Origin of the sequence: Gordonia aquimaris (assembly GCF_026262595.1) — a bacterium.
Taxonomy (GTDB): domain Bacteria; phylum Actinomycetota; class Actinomycetes; order Mycobacteriales; family Mycobacteriaceae; genus Gordonia; species Gordonia tangerina.
On sequence record NZ_JAPKFM010000007.1, the window covers coordinates 18,087 to 40,917 of the forward strand.

Below are 22,831 nucleotides of genomic sequence, written 5' to 3' on the forward strand. Positions count from 1 at the left end.
CCGCAGCTGAATTCCTCGAGTGCCGTCGAATGAACGACTTATACGAATGCCGTCTGCGTGGCGCATGCCATATCCGCGAGCGGCTACTGCCAATTTGGGTTCAGGTGTCGCCTCGGATCGCGCACCGCATCTGGTACGTCGCGAACTGTAATGACCACCACTAGGAGCTGGACCGCTGGGGGTTGACCTCCTTGATCCAATCGATCAGGTCGTTGCTCGACCGCGTCTGCAACCACACGCGCCCGGGGCCCACGAAGTCGGTGACCAGTCCCTCGCCACCCAGCAGGGTCGATTTCCAGCTTCCGGCCTTGCGGACCTTGTACTGCACCGACTCGTCGAAGGCCACCACGTGGCCGGTGTCGAGAGTCAGCGCCTCGCCGGCGGCGAGCTCGGTGGCGACGATCGCGCCGTAGGACGACAACAGCAGCCCGCCCGCACCGGTGCAGCGGAGCAGGATGAGCCCTTCACCGCTGAAGAACGACTTGTGTCCGCCCCATTTCGAATCGACGTCGATACTGGGATCCGACGCTATCCAGGACCCGGACTGCACCAGCAGCGCCGTCCTTCCATCGAGCATGAGCGAGGTCATGTCGCCGGGCAGGGTCGCGGCGACACCCACTTGCCCTCCGGACCCGGAGTGAAAGTCGTTGACAAAGAAGCTCTCCCCGCCGAGGCTGCGCCGCAGACCCTTGAAAAAGCCACCGCGGGTGGAGGTCTCGATCTGAATGTCACCGCGGGTCATCGCCATCGCGCCGGCCTCGACCCGAACCGATCCACCCGGCGGAACGGTGATCGTGCCCATGGCGAAGGCGGGTCCGGCACTGATGTCAACATCCATGATGTACTCCTCGGCGTCGCGCGGTCTATGAGCCCGTCGGGGGCATCCAACTGTAACCACAATCACCAATCACCGCACCGAGGAACACAGTGGCCGCGAAGATTCGGACCGCCTGAGGCGCAGGGCCGACGAGAGTCCTCCGCCTGTCCAACTGCCTCAGTTCCTCGCGAAAGTCTGGCTAATTCAGCCCCGATGGCACGACCTTGCCGTTGACGGTCACGGTGACCTCGCCGGTCGTGGTGTTCTCGGTGACCTTGCCGTACTCGAAGATCACCACCTCCATGTCACCGTCGGTGGTCAGGTCACTGGTGGGCACTCCCAGCGGCCCGGGCGAGCCGTTCTTGCCGGTGAGCGATGGGGTGCCGTCTGGGGCACGCTCGGTGTTCCAGGCATCGCGGATCCCACCCGACGTGACCACATACGCCGGCGTCCCGGGATCGTCGTTCTTCGCGATGATCACGCCACCCTGGAACTGCTGGAACACCACGCCGCTCTCGCGGGTTCCGGCGTTGTGATCGCCGGTCAGCGGCTTGCCGAGGGCGTCTTTCTGAGCGTCGGTCGCCGACGCGTACTTGACGGCCAGCGGACCTGTCAGCGTCACTTCGACGTCGCGCTCCCCCATGATCGTCACGTCGGCGCCAGCGGCCTCGGCTGTCGTCTCGACAACCTCCTCGGTTGTGGTCTCCTCGCTGGGTACTGCCATCGACGACGATGCCGCGACCGACGGGGCCTGCGATGTGGCGTCGTCTGTCGACTCGTCGCTACCGCATGCGGCCGCGATCAACGTGACCGCGGACAGTCCGGCAACGAATGTGGTGCGACGGGAAGCGATCTGCCTCATGTATTCCTCTCGAATCTTCGACACATTGCCGATCCAACACGGCCGATCACGCGCGGTCGAACCGGGAATCCTGTTCGACCCTATCGGCATGACGACGCACATGAGCCCTCGTGGCACGGGTCTCGCCGCATCGGTGTCACCGGTCGGGCGAGCGGGTACGTAGGGCTCATGTGGTTCGATTCGTGGTCTGACATCATCCGGGTACTCGCCGTGGGCACCGCGGCTTATGCGACGCTGGTCGTGACCCTGCGCATCTCCGGCAAACGCACGTTGGCCAAACTCAATGCCTTCGATCTCGTGGTGACAGTGGCGTTGGGTTCCACGCTGGCCACCATCCTGCTCAGTTCGGACGTGTCGTTCGCCGAAGGTGTCGTCGCCCTGGCAGTTCTCGCCGCCCTGCAGTACGTGGTCGCATGGGTCACGACGCGGCGGCCCGGCGTACGTTCGGCGGTGACCGCACGGCCGACCTTGCTGGTCGACAACGGCGTCGTCCTCGCCGGTGCGCTCGCCCGACAACGTGTCGCCGTCGCCGAGGTGCACCAGGCGATCCGCGCGGCAGGAGTCGGCGATGTGGACGCGGTCGCCGCCGTCGTCCTCGAAACCGATGGCAGCATCAGCGTCGTCGCGACCGGAAAACTCGGCGACGGCTCGGCGCTCGAGGATGTGGACAGACCCGACGAGTCCATCTGATCGACCACGTGCGACACAGCTGTGGCTCTTCTTCACCTCTCCTGCACGCTGATTCGTCGCGTTCCGGCCGTGACAATCACCCGGGTCGGGAACAATCGAGACGTGAGTGAGATACGTCCACCCGGTGACGCCGTGATCGGCCCGGCCGATGTCGCCAACCTGGTGTTCGACTCCGCCGACCGTGTCAACACGTTTGCGCTGGCCGGACATCGGGGTCCAGGCGGATTCGTCGACCCAGACGGCGGTATCGATCTCACCCGGGCCCGGCAGATCTTGGGCCGCCGCGCACTGGGAGTGCCGCGTCTGTGCCAGATCGCCGACACGACAGGCCGCGTGTGGCGCTGGCGCGACGCCACCGTCGACCCGGATCGCCACATCCGTGCAGTCGCCGCGACAAGCCTCGAAGGACTGTGCGCACAACGCATGGCCGTACGACTGGACCGGGCATATCCACTGTGGGAGATAGTCCTGGTCCCGCGGATCAGCCCTGGGCATGCCGGAGTCGTCATCCGCATCCACCATGCCGTGGCCGACGGCCTGGCCGCCGCGGCGATGCTCGCCTCGCTGGCCGACCCAGATCCCGCTCTCACCGCTGTCCGACCGCCGACCATCGGCGATGATGCGGCGCGGCGCCGAGGTCTCGGCCAACTCTGGAAGGTCGTCACCGGCAGTCGGGTGCCCACGACGAGTTCGCTGCTGGGCACGACCGATGGGCCCCATTCGGTCCGGTTCGGCGAAATCGGGCTGTCAGCATTGCGTGCCGGGGCGCTCGCCGCCGATGGCACGGTCAACGAGGGCGTGCTGGGCGCCGTCGCCGGCGCGGTGAGCACGACGTTGCGGTCGCTCGGGGAGAACCCTCCGGAATCGGTGGCGGTGTCGGTCCCGGTGGCTCTCGCCCGGCGTCAGGGACAGGGCAACGCCATCGGTTCGGCGCTCGTGCCTCTGCCGCTGCGCATCGACGACCGTGTCGAGCGCATACGTGCGATCCACACCGGCGCCGCACCCGCGATCGCCGACGCGCGTCACGCAGGTGAGTTCCCACCGGTGCACAGTCGTTGGATGATGCGCCAATTCGTTCGCTACAGCCTGCATCAACGCCGAATCGGTCTGGTCACCAGTGACGTACGGGGTCCGGCGCACCGCCTCAGCTTCGATGGTGCGCCCCTTCTCGACATGCATGCGGTCGGGACGCTCGGTGGCAACGTGCGCATCAGCATCGTCGCGGCCTCGTACGCCGGAATGCTGTCCTGGGGTGTGCACACCGCAGCCGCGATTCCCGCCGACACGATGGCCGACGCCCTCTCGACGGAACTCGACGCCATCGCGCGGCTCGCGCAGTGACATCGGAATCAGTCCAGAATGCCCAGTTCCCGTCCGCGACGAACGGCCTCGCGTCGGTTTGTGACCTCGAGACGGGCCAGGATCGCCGATACGTGGTGATCGACCGTCTTCTCCGACAGGTAGAGACGCGCGGCCATCTCGGCATTTGTGAGTCCCTCACCCAACAACGTCAGCACCTCCGTCTGACGATTGGTCAGGCCCGCCGCATTCGACACGGTGGTCGATCTGCGTCGGGAAGGCACAGCGGCCATGCCGCCCTGACGTAGATCACGCCGGATCTTGTCGGTGTACTGCGTCCACCAGACCACCGATGAGGACACCGTGCGGGAACATTCGCGGCGCGTCGGTTTCCCATGCACCACCGTCACCGAGGTGGCGCATGAGTTCGGCCCACAAACAGCCGATCGCTGACGCGCCCGACGGTCGACCGAAGACCGGGTGCGGGGCTGCGGTCGCCTCCCCGTGCACCACCACATCTGGCCTGTGATCTGTTCAAGACTCACTTGGTCTCATCGGCAACGAGCCGAAAGATCGGCGGAACCCGGCCGAGTCGATGTTCGTAGCGGGCATAGTCCCCAGCGATGGTCAGTATCCACGACCACTTGTCGACCGCCTCATCCTCGGTGAGGAGGTCGGCTCGCAACTCCATTCGGCGACCATACAATTCGCCGATCAGTTCTGGGTGTGCGCGCACATTGTGGTACCACCCCGGCGGCCTGTCCATCCCGCTGTTGGCAGCCACGACGAACATTTCCGCGCCGTCCTCGAAGACCTGGACCAGAACAGTGCGATCGCGACCCGACCGGCGGCCGGTGGTGGTGAGCACGATCGCCCGGCGTCGCCACAGGGAGGTGATCCGACCGCGAGTTCGTCGGTACAGCCACACTCCGACAGCCACCGACTTGGTGTCGAGCGCATGCTCGATCCGGGTCTTGCGTTCCTCCGACAACATGTGCACGGCCATACCCTCATCTCACTCGCCCGGCGGGTCCCCTACGAGAGGCGTAGGTCATCTTGTCTCGCCCCGTTTCCGGCGGGCAGCACAGCCTCGACTACCGATGCACATTCCACCCTATACCCCTCCGGGTATAGGGTGGAATGAACCGACGACGATGTCATCGAACGCGGGTGCACGCCCGGAAGGAGATACACCACTGATGATGGGCGGAAGTTCCGGCGGTATGGGCTTCGGGATGGGATGGCTGTGGATGTTGCTGATCCTGATCGGTCTGGGGTTGCTCGTCTATGTGGCGGTCCGACTGGCTCGGCGCGGCACGCCCCCGTCCCACGTGCCCGACCACCCGCCCACGGACCGCCCATCGGGAGTCGGCACCGCAGAATCGCCACGTAAGATCCTCGAAGAGCGTTACGCGCGCGGTGAAATCGACACCGACGAGTTCCACGCGCGACTGCGCGTCATCGAGGACCGATGAGCGAACCGATCTCCCGACGGCAGGCGCTGACCCTGGGGGCGCTCGGTCTCGGCGCGGTCGCGGCGGGGGCCACCGGACTGATCGTCGGCACGCGATCGTCGTCGCCGACGGACTCCGACGGTTCGTCCGCCGCATGGGCCGAACCGCAGGTCCTCACCTCGGAGAACGGCGTCCTCGAGCTCGATCTCACCCTCGCCGAGTCCGACGTGACAGTCGGCGGGACGACCGTCCGGATGCTGACCTACAACGGAACCGTCCCGGGCCCCACGCTGCATCTTCGGCCGGGTGATCGGCTGCTCGTGCACCTCCGCAACGACCTCGACCAACCCACCAACCTGCACACCCACGGGCTGATGGTCTCCGCGGACGGCAACAGTGACAACCCGTTCATCCGCATCGGTCCCGGCGACACCTTCGACTACGAGATCGTCCTCCCCGACGATCACCCGTCGGGGGTCTGCTGGTATCACCCGCACCATCACGGCACGGTGGCCGACCAGCTGTTCGCCGGACTCTACGGCGCCATCATCGTCGACGAGGAGGACTGGACCGCAGGTGCACCTCGAGTGGTCGTCATCTCGGATGTGACCTACCGCGACGGACAGGTCGCCGCCGTCACGCCGATGGAGCGCAGGGCCGGACGGACCGGCGAAACGCTGCTGACCAACGGACGGATCCGCCCGGCGCTGCACGCACCCGCCGGCAGCGATGAGCGGCTGCTGCTGATCAACGCGTGCTCGAGTCGCTACCTCGACCTACAGCTCGGCGGGTTGAACGCCCGGCTTCGTGGCCTCGATAGCGCACGCCTGTCCGCACCGACCACCGCGGATCGACTGCTCCTCGCACCGGGCAATCGGGCAGATCTGGTCGTCACCGTCCCGACCGCACCGGCCGACCTGGTCTCGGCCACCTACGATCGCGGCCAGATGGGTATGGGCATGATGGGCGGGCAGTCCACGGTCTCTCCCGAGGAGACCGTGCTGTCGCTGAACCCGGACGCCCGAGCGCAGCGGTCGGTGATCGCCGATCCGTCCCCTGTGACCGCCACCGATCTGCGGGATCGTCGGGCCGACACCACTCGGACCCTGACGTTCAGCATGGCCGGCGGCATGGCGGGTGGCGGGGGTATGGGAAACGGGGGCATGGGAAACGGGGGCATGGGCGGCCAGTTCCTGATCGACGGGCGCGCGTTCGATCCCGACCGGATCAACCAGACCGTGCGACCGGGCACCGTCGAGGAATGGACCATCGCCAACCAGTCGCCTATGAATCATCCTTTCCACCTTCACATCTGGCCGATGCAACTGATCCGGAAGGGCACTGTGGACGTCGCCGACGTCGACGTCCGTGACGTCATCGACGTACCCGCGCGGCAGTCGATCACTGTCCGCATCGCGTTCGACCGGTTCCCCGGGAGAACGGTGTATCACTGCCACATCCTCGACCACGAGGATCTCGGGATGATGGGCGTCATCCGGATGGCGTCGAGTTAGACCTCGAGCGCGGGCGCGTCGAGATCTTCAGGAGGGCGTGTCGCAGATGGCACTCCAGCGGCCCACCACTTCGAGTGTAGGTCCGGCGGGCCGCTGAGGTGCCATCTGGGACACGGACCGTATGTTCATCATGGCTTCGGCGAGATCCCGCTCAGCACATCCACGTCGTGGGCACGCACGGCCATGCCGCCGGCGATCCTGCACCGGGATACCCTCTCGCCCGACGTATCTCATCGCGAGGACCAGGTTTCGTGCTCGTCGAACACCGACCAGCAGATCTCGTTGCGGCGACGCTGGTCGTCGAGCACCAGATCGCGAATCGTTGCGGGAAGTCGACTCCGTTGCCAGGTGCACTCTGCCCGCCCGGCCTCCTCCACCCGCCCGGCCGGTGCTGCCGCCCGCACTGCCTTGATGGCGTAGGCCGCCGCACCCAACTCATGGGCGGCGACGTGCGCCACCACGCCGGCCTGTCCCGCTGCGAACGCGGCATGCCGGGCCGGCCCATCGAGAGTCCTGGCAGCCGCCATTGCGTGTCCACCGGCTGCCCGGGCATCCGACATCCGGACCTCGCCACGGGCCCACGCCCGAATCGCGGCGATGGCAGACCGTGGCCGCAGATCTTCTGGGTGTACGTCCTCGGACAGATACAGGACGTGGTCGGCACAGTCGGCGGCCCACCGAGCCAGCAGGTGATGGTCGCGGTCGGTGAGCATCCCGCCCCGGCGGATGGTGATCAACCGAGGATCGCGCCGCGTCGACAGGATCATGGACTCATTGTCGACCCGCTGCATCGGACACCAATGATTTCCGCGCATGTGTGGAGTCCACCAGACCAGAACGTCCACAAGCGAGCCCACGGAGGACCAATGATTGTCGAGCTGCACCACGAGACCCATGGCATGCGCGGCTCGCGTACGCCGCTCGTCCTCGTACACGGTGGAGCAGGCACGATCGGATCGCACTGGGGCGCAGCGATCCCACACCTGTCCACCGATCGCCTCGTGGTCGGCGTCGAACTACAGGGTCACGGCCACACGCCACATGCGTCCCGCGAGTACAGTTTCGAGAATTCGGCAGACGACATCGCTGCGGTGGTGCGTTCGCTCGGCCTCTCCCCTGTCGACATCATGGGCTTCAGCAACGGCGGTCCCACGGTTTTGCGATTCGTCCAGCGGCACGCCGACTTGGTCAACCGCACCGTGGTGGCCTCCGGCTTCTATCGCCGCGATGGGTTCATCGACGGCTTCTGGGACGGTTTCGACGACCCTACGATCGACTCCATGCCCGGCGCGCTGGTCGACGCCTATCGGGCCATCAACCCGGATCCCGCCGATCTGCGCCGCATGTTCGACCTCGACGTCGCCGTCATGCGCGGGTTTCGGGACTGGGACGACGTCGAGCTCGCCGGCCTGCGCGGACCCGTGCTCTACGTGAGCGGCGATCAGGATGTGGTGCTCCCCCAGCACACGATCCGCATGGCGCATGCGACGCCCGGCGGTCGAGCACTGATCGTGCCCGCCGGACACGGCGACTACCTCGGCAGCACCGACTCCGGGCCCGTGGACCGGGCCCTGACCGAGTCATGCCTGACGTTGATCCGCAGGTTCCTCGACTACGAGCCGGGCTAGTTCACAGAAACTCCACCTAGGCTGGTCCGATGGCGCTTGTTCTCGGACCGGTCCTCCGACACGTCGGGGAGACGACGGCAGCCGTGTGGGTTCAGACCGAACATCCAGGTGACGTGGAGATACTCGGGTACCGAGCCCGAACCTTCGAGGTGCACGGCCACCACTTCGCCCTGGTCGTCGTCGACGGTCTCGCTCCGGATTCCACCACGCCCTATGAGGTCACCGTCGACGGTGCGGTGCAGTGGCCGGCAGACGACTCGCCGTTCCCGCCGAGCGTCATCCGTACGCGCGGTCCGCGTTCGGCGACCCGCAAGCGTGTCGTGTTCGGTTCCTGCCGGTTCCCGCGAACCGACGACCCGGACCTGGACGCGAAACTGGGCGTCGACGCACTCGACTCCTACGCGGCGCGCCTCGCCGGACTGTCGCACGAACTCTGGCCGGACGCGCTGCTCCTGCTGGGTGACCAGGTGTACGCCGACGAGCTCACCCCACACGCACGGCGCAACCTCGCCGGCAGACGGCGCGCCACCGACCATCCCGAGGACGAGGTGGTCACATTCGACGAGTACGCCAGCCTCTACCGTCACACCTGGGGCGATCCCGAGATCCGGTGGATTCTTTCCACGGTGCCGACCGCGATGATCTTCGACGACCACGACATCCGCGATGACTGGAACACATCGGCGGCGTGGCGGGAACAGATCAACCGCGAACCGTGGTGGCGAGAGCGGATCCGCGCGGGCCTCGCCTCGTACTGGGTGTATCAGCACATCGGCAATCTCAGTCCGGCGTCCCTTGCCGCGGACCCGGAATACCAATCGGTACTCGCCGCCGAGGGTGATTGCTGGACCCAGCTGGTTGATCTCGCCGATCGCGCCGACACCGAGGTCGACGGGCGCAAGGGCCTGCGGTTCAGTTTCCGCTGGGATCTGGGTCGTGCACGTCTCATCATGATCGATTCCCGCAACGGCCGAGTGTTCACCGATGGCACCCGTAACATGCTCAGCGACAACGAGTTCGACTGGCTGGCCGAGCAGATGAACGACCGACCCGACGACGTCGATCATCTGATGATCGGCTCGTCGCTGCCGTGGCTGCTGCCTCCGGTACTCGGCGACGCGGAGACGGTGAACGAGATCGCGGCAGCGCACCCGGGCATTCGGGGACGGATCGCCGAGAAGATCCGGCAGGCAGCCGATCTGGAACACTGGCAGGCGTTCGGTCGCTCGTTCGAGCGGCTGACCGCATTGATCGGCGACCTCGCCGCCCGGCCGGCGCATGCACCGGCAACCATCACCGTCCTGTCCGGCGATGTCCACCACAGCTACGCGGCGCGCGTCGACTTTCGCGCCGCTGTGCATTCCGACGTGTACCAACTCGTGTGCTCGCCGGTGCACAACATGGTGCCCGCCTTCGTCAGACCGATGTTCATCGCCGGCTGGTCATCGAGGGTGGCCCGGCTGACGAGACGGTGGGCACGCCACCGGGGCGCGCCCGCGTTGCCGATGACCTGGTCGAAGGTGAACGGCCCCATCTTCGGCAACACCATCGCCACCGTCGAGTCGTCCGGCCGCTCGGCACGCGCGATCTTCGAGCAACCCGGCGACGACTGCGAACTGTCCACGGTGTCGGATATCCCGCTGACCACGTCGCAGGAGCAGCGCTCGCCCGGCCCGGTCCACGCGTCATCCGACGCACTCGTGCCGGCGGCCGATGAGAAGAGCCTCACAAGTACACCACCATCAACTGGGCGATGAACACCTTGATGATCATGCTGACCGGGAACAGCACCGCGTAACCCAGCGCGACCCGCTGGTCGGGGACCTTGCCCATCGCGTACGCATACGGCGCCGGGTTGAGTTGTGAACCGGTGAGGCCGCCGAGTGCGCGGGCGGTTCCGTACTGCAGCAACGAACGCAGAGCGAACACACAGATCAGCGCATGTGCCGCCGAGATGGCCACGCCGAGCAGGACAAGTTGCAGCCCGTCGTCGGCGAGCGCGTCCACGAGCCCTGAACCGGCACCGGTACCGACCGCCACCAAGAAGACCATCAGGGTGAACTGGTTGAGCGTGTTGGACACGTTGCCCGGCAACGTCCAGACGATCGGGCCGGTCCGGCCCAGCGCCCCGAGCACGACGCCCGCGATCAGCGGGGCGGTCGCGGTACCGAGCACCAACGTCCCACCGCCGGGCATCGGGATCTCCACAAACGCCAGCATCAGTCCGATCGTCAGCCCGAGTCCGAGACCGATGGGGTTGATGTCGCCGGCGGTCCGTTCGGAATCCCCGAGATCGTCGGCGACGTCACGCAGGCGGTCCCTTGGTGCGGTCACGCGCAGCCGATCCCCGGTCTGCAGCACCAGATCGGGAGTGGCGATCAGATCCACGTCGCCGCGGCGCACCCGGCTCACAACGGCGTCGAAACGTTCCTCGAGTCGCAGCTCGTGCAACTGCCGGCCCGCGTGGGTGCGGTTCGACATGATGATGCGACGGAAGTCGATGTCGGAGCGATCGCGCCAGAATTCGTCACCGCTCTCACGACCGAGGTCCGCCACCAAGCCGTCGACGACGTCCTCGCGAGCTGTGACGGTGAGCAGGTCTCCGGCCGACAGCTGCTCGGAATCGTGTGCGATGACGGTGCGGCCGCCGCGGGTCAACCGCGACACGACCGCGTCGTAGCGTTCGCCCAACCCGTGCACCGTCAGATCGGGCTCCCCGACGATCTCCAGGGTGCGGATCACGATCGGCGCGACCTTCTCCTGGTCTTCGGCGGTGGGCCGACGCCGGCCGACCCCGATCAGGTAGGCACACGCGAGAATGGTCAACAGGACGGTGATCGGATAGGCCACCGCATATCCGATGGCGGGTTGGGGCGGGATGTCACCGCCGTCGGCGAGTTGCTGCTGCACCGCACCGAGTGCGGCCGTCGCCGTGCCCGCCCCAGAGAAGGCGCCGGCGATCGTCCCGATGTCGAAGCCGAGGGCCTTGCCCAGACCGAGCGCAGTACCCGCCATCGCGAGGATCGCCACCACCGATACCAGCACCGGTTTCCACCCGGTCCGCAACGCACGAACGAACGACGGTCCGGCCGCGATGCCGACCATGTAGCAGAACACGCACAGCGACAGGTTCGTGACGATCTGTGGCAACGCGACGTCTTCGTCGATGGCCGACAGCGCCAGCGCCACGAACAATGCTCCGGCCGGGCCGAATGATACGGGCCCGAAAGGAATCCGGCCGATGAGTGCACCGACACCGACGCAGAAGAACAGGGTGAGCAACGGACTGTCCACGAACCACTGCATCGGATCTCCTGGGGAAGGCAGGTCGCGTGCTGTCGGGTGTCACTCTAACTGCAGATCGGCGACATCATGGGGATTCGTCACGGTTGTCCGTCCGCCGAGGTCCGCGTCTGCGCAGGTTGTCGCTCAACGCAACTTGGCTCCATAGACGTGGGACACCTTCAGCACCATCAGGACCCGTCGGTCGGCGACCATCACCGCTCGGTACTCGTCCCAGTCCGGATGCTCGCCGGCGCCGAGGCGGTAGTACTCGACGAGAGCGTCCACCTCGGCGGCCTCGGAGGTGTCGGCTGGTCCGATCAACGTCGCCTCACCCTCCGCCGTGGCCCAGGTATATCCGTCCGGTCCGGTGAACTCGACCGCAGCGCGCGGATCCCGGCGCAGGTTCGCGGTCTTGGCGCGCCCCTCGGTCATCGAGACATAGATGGTGTCGTCGTCTCGGTCGTAGACACACGTCACCGGTGACAGCTGCGGCAGACCACTGCGTTTGATGGTCGCCAGAATGCCGATACGGGTCTCGGCGATCAGATCGCGAGGGTCGAAGTCATGTTCGCTCATGCCAGGGACAACGATCGTCCGGGTCGGGCCATTCCGGTCCCCCCGACACGTTCGCCGCAGTACGTCGTGCCGCATTTGGGGTGCCACGCGCGGTTGCCGCGTTAGGTTGAGAACCAGAGGTTCGACGGAAGAGTTGCAGCGTGGTGGAACCGCACGACTTCGTGCTGATCGCCGGCATCCTGGCCATCGCGGCGGTGGCCGGCCTGCTCGCGACCAAGATGCGTCAACCGATGATCGTGGCGTTCATCGGTGTCGGCATTCTGGTCGGCCCCACCGGTACCGGTTGGGTCACCACCAACGAGACGATCGACCTGTTGGCACGGCTCGGTATCGCGATCTTGCTGTTCCTCGTCGGGCTGCGGCTGGACATGAATCTCATCCGGACAACGGGTCCGGTGGCCCTGATCACCGGCGTCGGGCAGGTGCTCATCACCGGAGCACTGGGGTACCTGCTGGGGATCGCGTTCGGGATGAGTGCTGTCGCCTCGTTCTATGTCGCCCTGGCTCTGACGTTTTCGTCGACAATCATCATTGTCAAACTCCTCTCCGACAATCGGGAGATCGAGCAACTGCACGGCCGGATCGCGGTCGGTCTGCTGATCGTGCAGGATCTCGTGGTCGTCGTGGTGATGATCGCGATCAACGCATTCGGCCATGAATCCGACGACTCCATGATGGTGAGCGTGGCGCTGGTGCTGGCCAAGGGCATCGGGCTGCTCGTCGGGATCGCGCTGTTGATGCGGTTCGTGTTGCCGTGGCTGCTTCATCAGGTGGCCCGGTCCCAGGAGTTGCTCGTTCTGTTCGGCGTCGCCTACGCGATCGCGCTGGCTGCGGGAACCGAAGCGCTGGGCTTCAGTTCCGAGGTCGGCGCCTTCCTGGCGGGAGTGTCGCTGGCCGCGACGCCCTACCGCGATGCGCTCGGCGCCCGGTTGGTGAGTCTGCGCGATTTCATGCTGCTGTTCTTCTTCCTCGATCTCGGGGCGGGCCTGAATTTCGCCGATGCGTCCGGACGCATCGCCGAGATCGTGGTGCTGTCGCTGTTCGTGTTGATCGTCAAGCCACTGATCATCATGATCCTGATGGCATTTCAACGCTATCCACCCGAGGTGGGCTTCATGACCGGCCTACCTCTGGGGCAGATCTCGGAGTTCTCACTGATCCTGGCCGCACTCGGCCTCGGTCTGGGCCACATCACCGACACCACGTCGAGCGTGATCACCGTTGTCGCACTGGTCACCATCGGCGGATCGACGTATCTGATCCTGTTCTCCCATCAGCTCTACCGATATCTCGAACGGTGGCTCGGCATCCTGGACCGACCCTCTGGGCGGCACCTGCCACCCGACGACACAGAACTCGACGTCGATGCGATCTTGTACGGGCTCGGTCGATTCGGGCGTCACATCGCCGATGAGTTCAGTGCCGCCGGTCATCGAGTGCTCGCGGTCGATTTCGATCCCCACCGCCTGGCCTCCAACACACGGCCCGGCGTCACGTCGGTGTACGGCAGCGCCTCGGATCTGCACTTCCTGGAGACACTTCCGCTCTCTCGGGCCCGCTTCATCATCAGCACCATCCCCACGATGGACGCCAACCATGCGCTACTGCACGCGTTGCACCATCACGGCTATACGGGGCACGTGGTGATGACCGCACATCATCCGCACGACGCCGAGCGATTGCGCGCCGCCGGCGCCGACATCGTGCTCGAACCCTTCTCCATGGCCGCCGAGACGACCACCGACATCCTCGATCACCTCATCAGTGGCGACGGCGAGCGCGACCCCGACCGCCGTCCCCGTGATGAGTGATCGACTAATCGACGCACCCGGGGCGCGGGACACTAGCTAGGGTCGGCACGAGAGGACAGCCCGACCGTGAGGAGCTCCATGCCCGACCTTCGTGCACTACTCACCGCCGCAGCCGCCGGAGCGCTTGCCGCGAATGTGGTCCCGCACCTCGCCCACGGGATCACCGGCAAACCGTTTCCGACGCCATTCGCCGACCCGCCGGGAGTGGGCGATTCCTCTCCGGGACTCAACCTGGTGTGGGCATCGATCAATGCGGCTGCCGCGACGGGTCTGTTGTATTCGGGACGTGCACGTCTGACGGATCCGGCCTTCGTGGGTACTGCGGGCGCGAGCGCGGTCATCTCGGCGGTGGCGCTGCGCCGCTACTTCGCGCGCGCCCGCGTCCCAGCGCACGCCGGGAGTGACAACTGACCATGAGTAGCAAGATCACCGTCCCTCTTGGCCACGACGAACTGGTCATCCGCCAGCGCTGGGAAGTGGCCAGCATCGCCAACGACATCCTGATCGCCATCTGGTTCGTCGCCGGCAGTGTGTTGTTCTTCGACGAGTCCACCAGCACGGTCGGGACGTGGCTGTTCCTGCTCGGCAGCGTGCAGTTGCTGATCCGGCCCGCGATTCGGTTGTCGCGGCGGATACACCTACGCCGGGTGCAGCCGCAACGCTCTCCCGAATCCAGCGAGGACTACTGACCGCAGACCGACGCTGGGTCGACGGTCGGTTCGTTTCTGCCCGCCCGGGTTCGGGTATCTCGTGTGCATGGCGAGCAACGAAGCAGCGGGTATACGCGTCGTGGTGGTGGGCGCCACCGGCAACGTCGGCACGAGTGTGGTCGCCGCATTGGGTCAGCGTGCCGAAGTTGCATCCATTCGCGGCATCGCGCGCCGGCCCGCCACGTGGACGGCGCCCAAGTTCTCCCTATCGACCGCAGACATCGGCACCGACGATCTGCGCCCGCTGTTGCGCGGCGCCGACGTGATCATCCATCTGGCATGGCTGTTCCAGCCGACCCGCCATCCCGAGGTGACGTGGCGCAACAACGTCATCGGCGCGATTCGCGTCTTCGAGGCGGCGGCAGCCGAGGGGGTGCCGACAATCGTGTACGCATCTTCGGTAGCCGCTTATTCGCAGGCCGACCCCCACCGGGCTGTCGACGAGAGCTGGCCCACCGATGGTTGGGGGGCGGCGGCCTACCCGCGGGAGAAGGCATATGTAGAGCGCTGGCTGGACGGTTTCGAGGCATCCCACCCAGATACGCGGGTGGTGCGAATGCGGCCGGCGTTCATCTTCAAACGCAACTCCGCGACCTCACAGCGCCGACTGTTCGGCGGACCATTCGTGCCCGGTCGATTGGCCGTTCCGACGAAACTACCTTGGGTGCCGCAGATCGACGGATTGAGTGTGCAGGTGGTGCACACCGACGACGTCGGCGCCGCGTACGCCGCTGCGGCCACAAGACCGGTACACGGCGCATTCAACCTCGGCTCGGAGCCTGCCGTGGACTCCGCATTTCTCGCCGACTACTGCGATGCGCGCACAATTCCGGTGTCCTCCCGACTGGTCAAGGCCGGCCTGGGCGCTGCGTGGCGCGCGCGTCTCGTCCCGGCGACACCCGGGTTGTTCGACACGGTCATGCATCTGCCGCTGCTCGACAGCGCGCGTGCTCGTGCCGAGCTGTCCTGGGCTCCGCGCCCACCGACGGAAGCACTCGACGAGTTCTTCGCCGGCCTACAGTCGGGCGCCGGAACCCACACAGCGCCGCTGGCGCCGGACTCCGTAGCCGGTCGCGCCGACGAGCTCCGCACCGGCGTCGGCGGGCACGACAGTTGAACACCAGACGACTGCGGTCAACGCCCTTCGGGCGCCCCACCCAACCGGGCCAGGTTCTCGATGGAATCCCGGACGTCGGACTCCATGAGGTGAGCGACGAATCGGCCCACCGGACCATTCAGCAGCCCACCTCGCAATGTCGCATTGAGGCCGAACCGGGATCCCCCGTCGACCTCGTCCACGCGCATCGTGAGGTCGATCCGGACGCCGCCGCGGCCTTTGCCGGTCATCGCGATGGCCGTCGGCTCCTCATAGCGGATCACACGCCAGTGGATGACATTGCGAAAGCCTTTGACCTTGATCAACGATGCGACCTCGGTTCCTTCACCGATCTCTTCAGGGACATCGCCCTTCCAGCCCCCGAAGATCGTCATCCACTCCGAGAAGCGGTGCAGGTCGGAGGCCAACTTCCAGGCCTCCTCCGGGGTCATCTCCGATCGGATACCGACGTCGACTGCTGCCACGAATACCTCCCCTTGCTCATGAATGTGCCCAATCGCGTGCCGAACCGGCGCGTTCACCTCGACCCTACGGTGAACTGATGGGTCCCGCCGACGCGTCGACCACCGACGCTACCGACCCCACGGCCCCTCCGACGGTCGGCGTGGAGGAGGAGTTCATCCTGGTCGACCTGGTCACCGGACATCCGGTGGGACGCAATCACGAGGTCGCCGAGGCCGCCGCGCGGCGAGGAGTGCACCTGGACCTGGAGCTGACGACCTGTCAGGTCGAGATCGCAACCCCGGCATGCTCGACGAGTCACCAAGTGATCGAGGAACTGCGGCGACTGCGGTCGGTGGTTGCTGCCGCCGCGGCCGAGGTCGGCGTCGGAGTCATCGCGACCGGCGTGCCGCCGACGGTGCCGGATGCCTTTCCGATCACCGACACCGATCGGTACCGACGCATCGGCGGATATTTCGGCATGCTCGCCCACGAACAGGGCATCTCGGGTTGCCATGTGCATGTCGGCGTGGCCGACCGGGACGTCGCCGTCGGTGTGAGCAACCACCTGCGACGTCGACTTCCGGTGCTGCTGGCGCTATCGGCGAACTCGGCAATCTACCGAGATTCCGACACCGGACATGCCAGCTGGCGTTCGGTGTTGTGGAGCCGGTGGCCGGCATCGGGGCCGCCTCCGCATCTGCGTTCTCGGCGGCACTTCGAGCAACTCGTCGACATGTTCGTATCCTCGGGCGCAATCCTCGACGACCATATGGTCTATTGGGACATCCGCCCATCAGATCATCTGCCCACCATCGAGATCCGGATCGGCGATGTCCAACAAGCCGCCGCTGACGCGGCCGCCCTCGCCACCATCGTGCGGGCCCTGGTGATGACCGCGACCGCCGACCTCGCCGTCGGTCGTACGGCCGACGAGGTCGATGCCACGGTGTTGACCGCAGCGCTGTGGAAGGCGGCTCACGATGGCATCGACGGCGACGGCATCGATGTTGTGACCCAACAGTCGGTCTCCGCTCGCGGCATGGTCGCCGACCTCGTCGCCGACATCGGTTCAAGCCTGGGGCGGATCGGCGAGCGCGACCACATCGACGCATACCTGTCGCGTCTGTATGAGTTCGGAAACGGCGCATCCCGGCAGCGGGCACTCTTCGCCGAGCACGGCGGCGGATCAGCGATCGCGCAGGCAGCGATGCGTGCGTTCGTCGAGTGACCCGCCGCGGCAGGTGCCATCGCCCGACGATGCGTCCGACCGATACCGGCCACCTGTCACCGAGACACACCACTAGTGTTGCCCTCATGACCAATCCAACTCAGCCCGACACCGACATCGACATCAAGCCCCGCAGTCGCGACGTCACCGACGGGCTCGAGAAGACCGCCGCCCGCGGCATGCTGCGCGCGGTGGGAATGGGTGATGACGACTGGGTCAAACCGCAGATCGGGGTGGGCTCGTCGTGGAACGAGATCACGCCGTGCAATCTCTCGCTCGACCGCCTCGCGAAGGCTGTCAAGGAGGGAGTTCATGCCGCGGACGGATATCCGCTCGAGTTCGGCACCATCTCGGTGTCCGATGGTATCTCGATGGGTCACGAGGGTATGCACTTCTCCCTGGTGTCGCGCGAGGTGATCGCCGACAGCGTCGAGACGGTGATGAACGCCGAACGTCTCGATGGTTCGGTATTGCTTGCGGGATGTGACAAGTCACTACCCGGCATGTTGATGGCAGCGGCTCGGCTCGACCTCGCGAACGTGTTCCTCTACGCCGGCTCCACCTTGCCCGGCTACGCCACGCTCTCGGACGGGGCCGAACGGCAGGTGACGATCATCGACGCGTTCGAGGCTGTCGGGGCGTGCTCGCGCGGGCTCATGAGCCGCGAGGACGTCGACACGATCGAGCGCGCGATCTGTCCCGGCGAAGGCGCATGCGGCGGGATGTACACGGCGAACACGATGGCCAGTGCCGCTGAGGCATTGGGGATGTCGCTACCGGGCAGCGCCGCGCCGCCGGCCCCGGACCGCCGACGCGATCGCTACGCACGCGAGAGCGGCGAAGCCGTGGTGCAGATGCTGCGTCGTGGGATCACCGCGCGTGACATCATGACCCGCGAGGCGTTCGAGAATGCCATCGCCGTGGTGATGGCATTCGGCGGCTCAACCAATGCGGTACTGCACCTGCTGGCCATCGCCAACGAGGCGGAGGTGCCGCTGTCGCTCGACGACTTCGCCCGGATCGGCGCCAAGGTGCCGCACCTCGCCGACGTCAAGCCGTTCGGCAAGCACGTGATGACCGACGTAGATCGGATCGGCGGTGTGCCCGTCGTCATGAAGGCGCTGCTCGATGCCGACCTCTTGCACGGCGACTGTCTGACGGTGACCGGCAAGACCGTCGCGGAGAACCTCGCCGGGATCGCACCCCCCGATCCCGACGGCTTGGTGTTGCGCGCGACCAGCGAGCCGATCCACCCGACAGGTGGTATCACCATCTTGAAGGGTTCTCTCGCCCCGCAGGGTGCCGTGGTGAAGTCGGCGGGTTTCGACTCCGACGTCTTCGAGGGGGTGGCCAGGGTCTTCGATCGCGAACGAGCGGCGATGGATGCGCTCGAAGACGGCACCATCACCGCAGGCGATGTCGTGGTGATTCGCTACGAGGGCCCAAAAGGTGGGCCAGGCATGCGGGAGATGCTCGCCATCACCGGCGCGATCAAGGGTGCAGGCCTGGGCAAAGACGTGCTGTTGATGACCGACGGTCGATTCTCCGGCGGCACCACCGGTCTGTGTGTGGGTCACGTGGCCCCTGAGGCCGTCGACGGAGGGCCGATCGCGCTGGTACGCGACGGCGACCGCATCCGCCTCGATGTGGGTCAGGGCACTCTGGATCTGCTCGTCGACCCCGCTGAACTCACGCGGCGAGCCGAGGACTTCGCTCCGTTGCCGCCGCGGTACACCCGTGGTGTGCTGGCGAAATATTCGAAGCTGGTCACCTCAGCGTCGGAAGGCGCCGTCTGCCGGTGAGGTCGGGTTGACCACGAATCGATGAAACATGATGGTCAATCTGTGTCTTGCTCCGTACCATCGTGACATGCAACTGACCGAGTTGATGGACGACATTCCGTCCACCACCGCCGCAGCACTCGATCTCTTCGACGGGTTGCCCGCAGCCGAGACGGACTTCATGATCGGCACCTGGCATGGCGCCGAACTGCCGACAGAGCATCCGATGGACGGTTTGTTGGCGGCCAGCGGGTGGTGGGGCAAACAGTTCGTGGACGCCGAAACGGTGCATCCGCTGCTGTTTCCCACCCCCGACGGCCGAGCGCTCTGGCCGATGAATCCGGCCCGCGCGTTCAGCGGGGTGCCACTGGCCGCACGGGTGCCGTCGATCACGTCGCTGCCCGTTGCCAAGCCGATCGCCGCCACCCGGCTGTTGTGGCGGGCGCGATCGGGAAAGGCGCGGCTGCGGACCACCCGCTACCGCGGTGTCGACAGCGCCACCATGCTGTACGACCAGCTGCCGATCAACGACGTATTCCGGCAACTGTCGAACGACTCGGTGCTGGGCGCGATGGACATGAAGGGCGCGGATCGGCCGTATTTTTTCGTCCTGCGCCGCAACGCCTCCCTGCCGGTGCGCTGACGCGGCTCGACCCGCGAGCGGCGAGTTCAGTCGAGACAGAACTCGTTGCCTTCCGGATCGGCCATCACGATGTGGCCGCCTTGCATCGGCGGCGCCGGCTCGTGGCGTGCGAGACGCGTGGCTCCCAACGTCTGTAGCCGGCTGCACTCGGCTTCCAGCGCGGCCATGCGCTCCCCCCCCGGCCAGACCCGGCGCGGCGCGCAGATCGAGGTGCAGGCGGTTCTTGCCGGGTTTGGATTCCGGAACGCGCTGGAAGAACACGCGTGGTCCGCGCCCGTCGGGGTCGACGATCCCCGATGCATCGTTGCGACGATCAACCGGGATGCCGAGGGCGTCGCGGGCGGCGTCCCAGGACTCGAAGCCCGGTGGCGGACTCTGAAGCCGATATCCCAGTGCGGCGCTCCAGAAGTCGGCCAGCGCGGCCGGGTCGGCACAGTCGATCGTCACCTGGATTTCCCGGGACATGTCTGTCTCTCTTCCATGATTGCCGGTTCACCGGCCGCCCACGCCATGATTTGCGACGGCCGGCGCGATGCCACCCATCATGCCCCGCGACTCGGACAGCCGGTGTCCGCTATTTCCGCCTCGATCGGTAGCGTTGCGGACATGTTCACGGTGCGCCGAGCGGCGCTGGCCTCCACCCTGCTGCTGACCTTGGCGCTGAGCGCCTGCAATTCCACCGACGACTCCACATCGGAGTCGTCGGCGCAGGCGGCGGCGAGCACCGTCGCGGCGACGAACTGCCCATCGGGCGCGCCGCAGGCATCGGCGTCACCGGCTTGGCAGTTCGACGGAGCGACCGGCTCGATCGCCGTGACCGCACCGACGGAGAACACCGCACCCGGCGTCGAGGTCACCACGCCGTTCTCGGTCGACGAGACCACGGTGCAGACTTTGCAACCGGCCGACGGCGCGATCGTAGCGGACACCGCAACGGTCACGGTTTGCTACCTGGGGGTCAACGGACGTGACGGATCGGTGTTCGACAGCAGCTACGAGCGTGGCGAACCTGCCGAGTTCCCGCTGGACGGAGTGGTGCCCGGCTTCCAGAAAGCAATCGCCGGGCAGAACGTCGGCGCCACCGTCGCGGTCGCGATGACATCGGCGGACGGCTATCCGGCAGGCAACCCGCAAGCGGGTATCGAACAGGGCGACACTTTGGTGTTCGTGATCCAGATCCTCGGCGCACAGAGCTGATCGTCGATCGGCACCGGCCCGCAGCTATCGGTCGGCTTCGGTGCGGGCCAGTTCATCGCGCGCCTCGGTGAGGTGATCTCGCGCACCGTCGAGGACGTCGGAGGCCATGCGACGTTGCTCCTCGGCTGTGTCGACTTGGCGCACAGCGAACCGCAGCTCGGCGTGGCGCCGTTCCAGCTCGGCCCGCAGCCGGTCGAGGTTCTCGGAGAGTTCATCGGCGTGGGCACGTGCCCTGGCCACCTCGTCGTCGCGCTCGGCGAGGGCTGACGCGGCGGATCGTTCGGCGTCCTCGGCTTCCGCGACCGCCCGGCGCGCTCGGTGCAGGCGCCTGCCGGTATCGGCAGCGCTCGGCGAGGGCGGGTCACCACCGGGCTCGTCGACGGCCGGCTCCTCGACGTCCGGTTCCTCTACGGTATCGGGCACCACGAACACCCCGGCCGGACCGAAGCCGCTGTATTCGGTTGCGGTCACCAAACGTCCACGGCGCAGCATCTCGGCGACCTCGTCGTCGGCGACAGCCGCGCGCAGCGACTGCCCCACCTCCCTGATTGCATTGTCGGACAGCATGACCTGCTGCTGCAGCGCACCGCGCCGGATCGCCCCAACACATTCGGCGATCAGATCCTGTCGTCGGTCGGCCAACGCCCGCAGGCGATCTGCCGACGACCGGCGTTGTGCAGCAAGTAGTTCGGCAGCCAGGTCGAGCAACGCCGCCACCCCGTCGGGATCGGTGCGCACCCACTGGTTGATCGCCCAGCCGACCTGGGTGGGCCGCCGCAACGCCGTGATCTCGCGAGCCAGCTCACGATCGCCGGACGCTCTCGCCTCGCGGGCGAGTTCGGTGCGCCGCCGGACGAACTCGCCGGGCGCCAGCCCGTACAGTTCGTCGGTCACCTCGTCGATGGCCATCGGTCGACCCTCGCCCCCGTGGGTATCCGGACGCGCGAACGCTCACCGAATTTCACAAAGCCCCACCGCTGCAGAATCGGTGCGGACGTCTGCTCGGCGTGCACGAGCGCCAACGTGGCACCCCGGGCGCGAGCATCGCGGATACGCTCGGCGATCAGCGCACGGTACACCCCTCGCCGGCGGAAGTCGGAAAGGACCGCAGCACCCCAGAGCCGGGCCACCTCACCAGACAACGAGTACCCGCCCGCTCCGGCAGGGGTTCCCGCGCACAACGCGACGAACAGTCCCGGCGCCCGGTCGTCATCGTGGCCGGACTCCGGGTCGGTCAGTATGGGTGGCGCAAATCCCCACGCGCGCAACGATACTTCTCCGAAAACGGTCCGCGTGTGCAGATCGGTCGCCTTGATACACCGCACATCGTCGGGCGCCTCGACCCCGCCGGCAGGTTCATCGAGGATCATCGCGACCACATCGACCACGGCCACCGTCCGCGCGTCGCGCGCGTCGAGCAGTTCGTTACTCATGCGCTCCAGCGGGCCGGGTCCAACGGTGACCAGAACAGCATGCGCGCCGCGTGTGGTCGCGATCTCGGTGGCGGCGTCGACGATCTCGTCTGCGTCCCGGTGTGGTCCGCGGTAGTTGAGGAGCGTGGCCTCGCCGTCCTGTTCATAGAATTCGTAGCCGTCCACCGTGAAGTACGTGGACCCACTCGGATGCCACGACGATCGCCAAGCGGCGGACTGCGCCAGTATGGCGTCGGGGGTCCACCTCATCGCTTCGGGTTCCACACTCACACCACATGAGTACCGCACCGGCGGCCGCCGGAAAACGGGGCAGCCGCGTCCGGCGCCGCGACGCGCGCTCCG

At 66.5% G+C, this 22,831-nt stretch carries 25 protein-coding genes and 1 pseudogene; 15 read left to right on the plus strand and 11 right to left on the minus strand.

The window, feature by feature from the left end; all coding sequences use genetic code 11:
- Positions 1-160: 160 nt before the first annotated feature.
- Both OSB52_RS08980 and OSB52_RS08985 read right to left on the minus strand, forming a co-directional pair.
- Positions 161-838: a TIGR00266 family protein gene (locus OSB52_RS08980; protein WP_160904322.1), complete on the minus strand. Its 678-nt coding sequence runs from the start codon at positions 836-838 to the stop codon at positions 161-163.
- A gap of 178 nt (positions 839-1,016) precedes the next feature.
- Positions 1,017-1,679, minus strand: a complete 663-nt coding sequence (locus OSB52_RS08985) for an LGFP repeat-containing protein (protein WP_266061356.1) — start codon at positions 1,677-1,679, stop codon at positions 1,017-1,019.
- A 168-nt stretch (positions 1,680-1,847) separates the two neighbouring features.
- Here OSB52_RS08985 and OSB52_RS08990 point away from each other — a divergent pair, with 168 nt between their 5' ends.
- Entirely contained in the window at positions 1,848-2,369 is a 522-nt protein-coding gene (locus OSB52_RS08990; RefSeq protein WP_266061358.1) for a DUF421 domain-containing protein, read from the plus strand.
- Between the two features lie 102 nt (positions 2,370-2,471).
- Complete coding sequence (locus OSB52_RS08995; protein ID WP_266061359.1) at positions 2,472-3,710, plus strand: wax ester/triacylglycerol synthase domain-containing protein; 1,239 nt, start codon at positions 2,472-2,474, stop codon at positions 3,708-3,710.
- 8 nt (positions 3,711-3,718) lie between these two features.
- Here the strand turns inward: OSB52_RS08995 and OSB52_RS09000 are convergent, their stop codons facing one another.
- Positions 3,719-4,030 carry a response regulator transcription factor gene (locus OSB52_RS09000; RefSeq protein WP_266061360.1) on the minus strand — a complete coding sequence of 104 codons (312 nt, stop codon included), beginning with the start codon at positions 4,028-4,030 and terminating at the stop codon, positions 3,719-3,721.
- 1 nt (position 4,031) lies between these two features.
- Here OSB52_RS09000 and OSB52_RS09005 point away from each other — a divergent pair, with 1 nt between their 5' ends.
- On the plus strand, positions 4,032-4,121 hold the full coding sequence (locus OSB52_RS09005) for a hypothetical protein (protein WP_266061361.1): 90 nt from the start codon (positions 4,032-4,034) through the stop codon (positions 4,119-4,121).
- A gap of 88 nt (positions 4,122-4,209) precedes the next feature.
- Here OSB52_RS09005 and OSB52_RS09010 read toward each other — a convergent pair whose 3' ends face one another.
- Entirely contained in the window at positions 4,210-4,674 is a 465-nt protein-coding gene (locus tag OSB52_RS09010) for a nitroreductase/quinone reductase family protein (RefSeq protein ID WP_266061363.1), read from the minus strand.
- Between the two features lie 193 nt (positions 4,675-4,867).
- On the opposite strand from OSB52_RS09010, the gene OSB52_RS09015 reads away from it, so the two are divergent.
- Entirely contained in the window at positions 4,868-5,143 is a 276-nt protein-coding gene (locus OSB52_RS09015) for an SHOCT domain-containing protein (protein ID WP_266061365.1), read from the plus strand.
- On the plus strand, positions 5,140-6,636 hold the full coding sequence (locus tag OSB52_RS09020; RefSeq protein ID WP_266061366.1) for a multicopper oxidase family protein: 1,497 nt from the start codon (positions 5,140-5,142) through the stop codon (positions 6,634-6,636). The genes OSB52_RS09015 and OSB52_RS09020 overlap by 4 nt, the downstream gene beginning before the upstream one ends.
- A 230-nt stretch (positions 6,637-6,866) precedes the next feature.
- Here the strand turns inward: OSB52_RS09020 and OSB52_RS09025 are convergent, their stop codons facing one another.
- The gene (locus OSB52_RS09025; RefSeq protein ID WP_266061368.1) at positions 6,867-7,403 is read right to left on the minus strand and encodes a putative immunity protein; all 537 of its coding nucleotides are present in this window, start codon (positions 7,401-7,403) and stop codon (positions 6,867-6,869) included.
- A gap of 99 nt (positions 7,404-7,502) precedes the next feature.
- Here OSB52_RS09025 and OSB52_RS09030 point away from each other — a divergent pair, with 99 nt between their 5' ends.
- Both OSB52_RS09030 and OSB52_RS09035 read left to right on the plus strand, forming a co-directional pair.
- A complete protein-coding gene (locus tag OSB52_RS09030) occupies positions 7,503-8,264 on the plus strand; it encodes an alpha/beta fold hydrolase (protein WP_266061370.1) in 762 nt (253 codons plus the stop codon).
- A 29-nt stretch (positions 8,265-8,293) separates the two neighbouring features.
- Complete coding sequence (locus tag OSB52_RS09035; protein ID WP_266061371.1) at positions 8,294-10,021, plus strand: alkaline phosphatase D family protein; 1,728 nt, start codon at positions 8,294-8,296, stop codon at positions 10,019-10,021.
- Here OSB52_RS09035 and OSB52_RS09040 read toward each other — a convergent pair.
- Together OSB52_RS09040 and OSB52_RS09045 are read right to left on the minus strand one after the other, a co-directional pair.
- A complete protein-coding gene (locus OSB52_RS09040) occupies positions 9,990-11,570 on the minus strand; it encodes an aspartate:alanine exchanger family transporter (RefSeq protein ID WP_266061372.1) in 1,581 nt (526 codons plus the stop codon). The genes OSB52_RS09035 and OSB52_RS09040 overlap by 32 nt on opposite strands.
- Positions 11,571-11,693: 123 nt before the next feature.
- The gene (locus OSB52_RS09045; RefSeq protein WP_266061374.1) at positions 11,694-12,125 is read right to left on the minus strand and encodes a PPOX class F420-dependent oxidoreductase; all 432 of its coding nucleotides are present in this window, start codon (positions 12,123-12,125) and stop codon (positions 11,694-11,696) included.
- Between the two features lie 140 nt (positions 12,126-12,265).
- Here OSB52_RS09045 and OSB52_RS09050 point away from each other — a divergent pair, with 140 nt between their 5' ends.
- The 4 genes from OSB52_RS09050 to OSB52_RS09065 all read left to right on the plus strand — a co-directional run bounded on the left by OSB52_RS09050 (position 12,266) and on the right by OSB52_RS09065 (position 15,763).
- Entirely contained in the window at positions 12,266-13,936 is a 1,671-nt protein-coding gene (locus OSB52_RS09050) for a cation:proton antiporter (RefSeq protein WP_266061376.1), read from the plus strand.
- A gap of 78 nt (positions 13,937-14,014) precedes the next feature.
- Complete coding sequence (locus OSB52_RS09055; protein WP_266061377.1) at positions 14,015-14,347, plus strand: hypothetical protein; 333 nt, start codon at positions 14,015-14,017, stop codon at positions 14,345-14,347.
- Positions 14,348-14,349: 2 nt separating this feature from the next.
- Complete coding sequence (locus OSB52_RS09060) at positions 14,350-14,625, plus strand: YrhK family protein (RefSeq protein WP_266061378.1); 276 nt, start codon at positions 14,350-14,352, stop codon at positions 14,623-14,625.
- A 67-nt stretch (positions 14,626-14,692) separates the two neighbouring features.
- Positions 14,693-15,763, plus strand: a complete 1,071-nt coding sequence (locus tag OSB52_RS09065; RefSeq protein WP_266061380.1) for an NAD-dependent epimerase/dehydratase family protein — start codon at positions 14,693-14,695, stop codon at positions 15,761-15,763.
- Positions 15,764-15,780: 17 nt separating this feature from the next.
- Here the strand turns inward: OSB52_RS09065 and OSB52_RS09070 are convergent, their stop codons facing one another.
- Positions 15,781-16,227, minus strand: coding sequence for a type II toxin-antitoxin system Rv0910 family toxin (locus tag OSB52_RS09070; protein ID WP_266061382.1), 447 nt, complete (start codon positions 16,225-16,227; stop codon positions 15,781-15,783).
- A 77-nt stretch (positions 16,228-16,304) separates the two neighbouring features.
- On the opposite strand from OSB52_RS09070, the gene OSB52_RS09075 reads away from it, so the two are divergent.
- The 3 genes from OSB52_RS09075 (at position 16,305) to OSB52_RS09085 (ending at position 19,859) form a co-directional block, all read left to right on the plus strand.
- Positions 16,305-17,435 carry a carboxylate-amine ligase gene (locus OSB52_RS09075; RefSeq protein WP_266061383.1) on the plus strand — a complete coding sequence of 377 codons (1,131 nt, stop codon included), beginning with the start codon at positions 16,305-16,307 and terminating at the stop codon, positions 17,433-17,435.
- Between the two features lie 86 nt (positions 17,436-17,521).
- A complete protein-coding gene (ilvD, locus tag OSB52_RS09080) occupies positions 17,522-19,237 on the plus strand; it encodes a dihydroxy-acid dehydratase (RefSeq protein WP_266061384.1) in 1,716 nt (571 codons plus the stop codon).
- Between the two features lie 67 nt (positions 19,238-19,304).
- On the plus strand, positions 19,305-19,859 hold the full coding sequence (locus OSB52_RS09085; RefSeq protein ID WP_266061385.1) for a DUF4334 domain-containing protein: 555 nt from the start codon (positions 19,305-19,307) through the stop codon (positions 19,857-19,859).
- Between the two features lie 26 nt (positions 19,860-19,885).
- Here OSB52_RS09085 and OSB52_RS09090 read toward each other — a convergent pair.
- Positions 19,886-20,324 (minus strand): annotated as a pseudogene (locus tag OSB52_RS09090) (VOC family protein).
- A gap of 141 nt (positions 20,325-20,465) precedes the next feature.
- Here OSB52_RS09090 and OSB52_RS09095 point away from each other — a divergent pair.
- Positions 20,466-21,056, plus strand: a complete 591-nt coding sequence (locus OSB52_RS09095; protein ID WP_266061386.1) for an FKBP-type peptidyl-prolyl cis-trans isomerase — start codon at positions 20,466-20,468, stop codon at positions 21,054-21,056.
- Positions 21,057-21,080: 24 nt separating this feature from the next.
- Here the strand turns inward: OSB52_RS09095 and OSB52_RS09100 are convergent, their stop codons facing one another.
- Positions 21,081-21,965: an aldehyde dehydrogenase family protein gene (locus OSB52_RS09100; protein WP_266061387.1), complete on the minus strand. Its 885-nt coding sequence runs from the start codon at positions 21,963-21,965 to the stop codon at positions 21,081-21,083.
- Positions 21,947-22,759, minus strand: coding sequence for a GNAT family N-acetyltransferase (locus tag OSB52_RS09105; RefSeq protein ID WP_266061388.1), 813 nt, complete (start codon positions 22,757-22,759; stop codon positions 21,947-21,949). The genes OSB52_RS09100 and OSB52_RS09105 overlap by 19 nt, the downstream gene beginning before the upstream one ends.
- Positions 22,760-22,831: the final 72 nt, after the last annotated feature.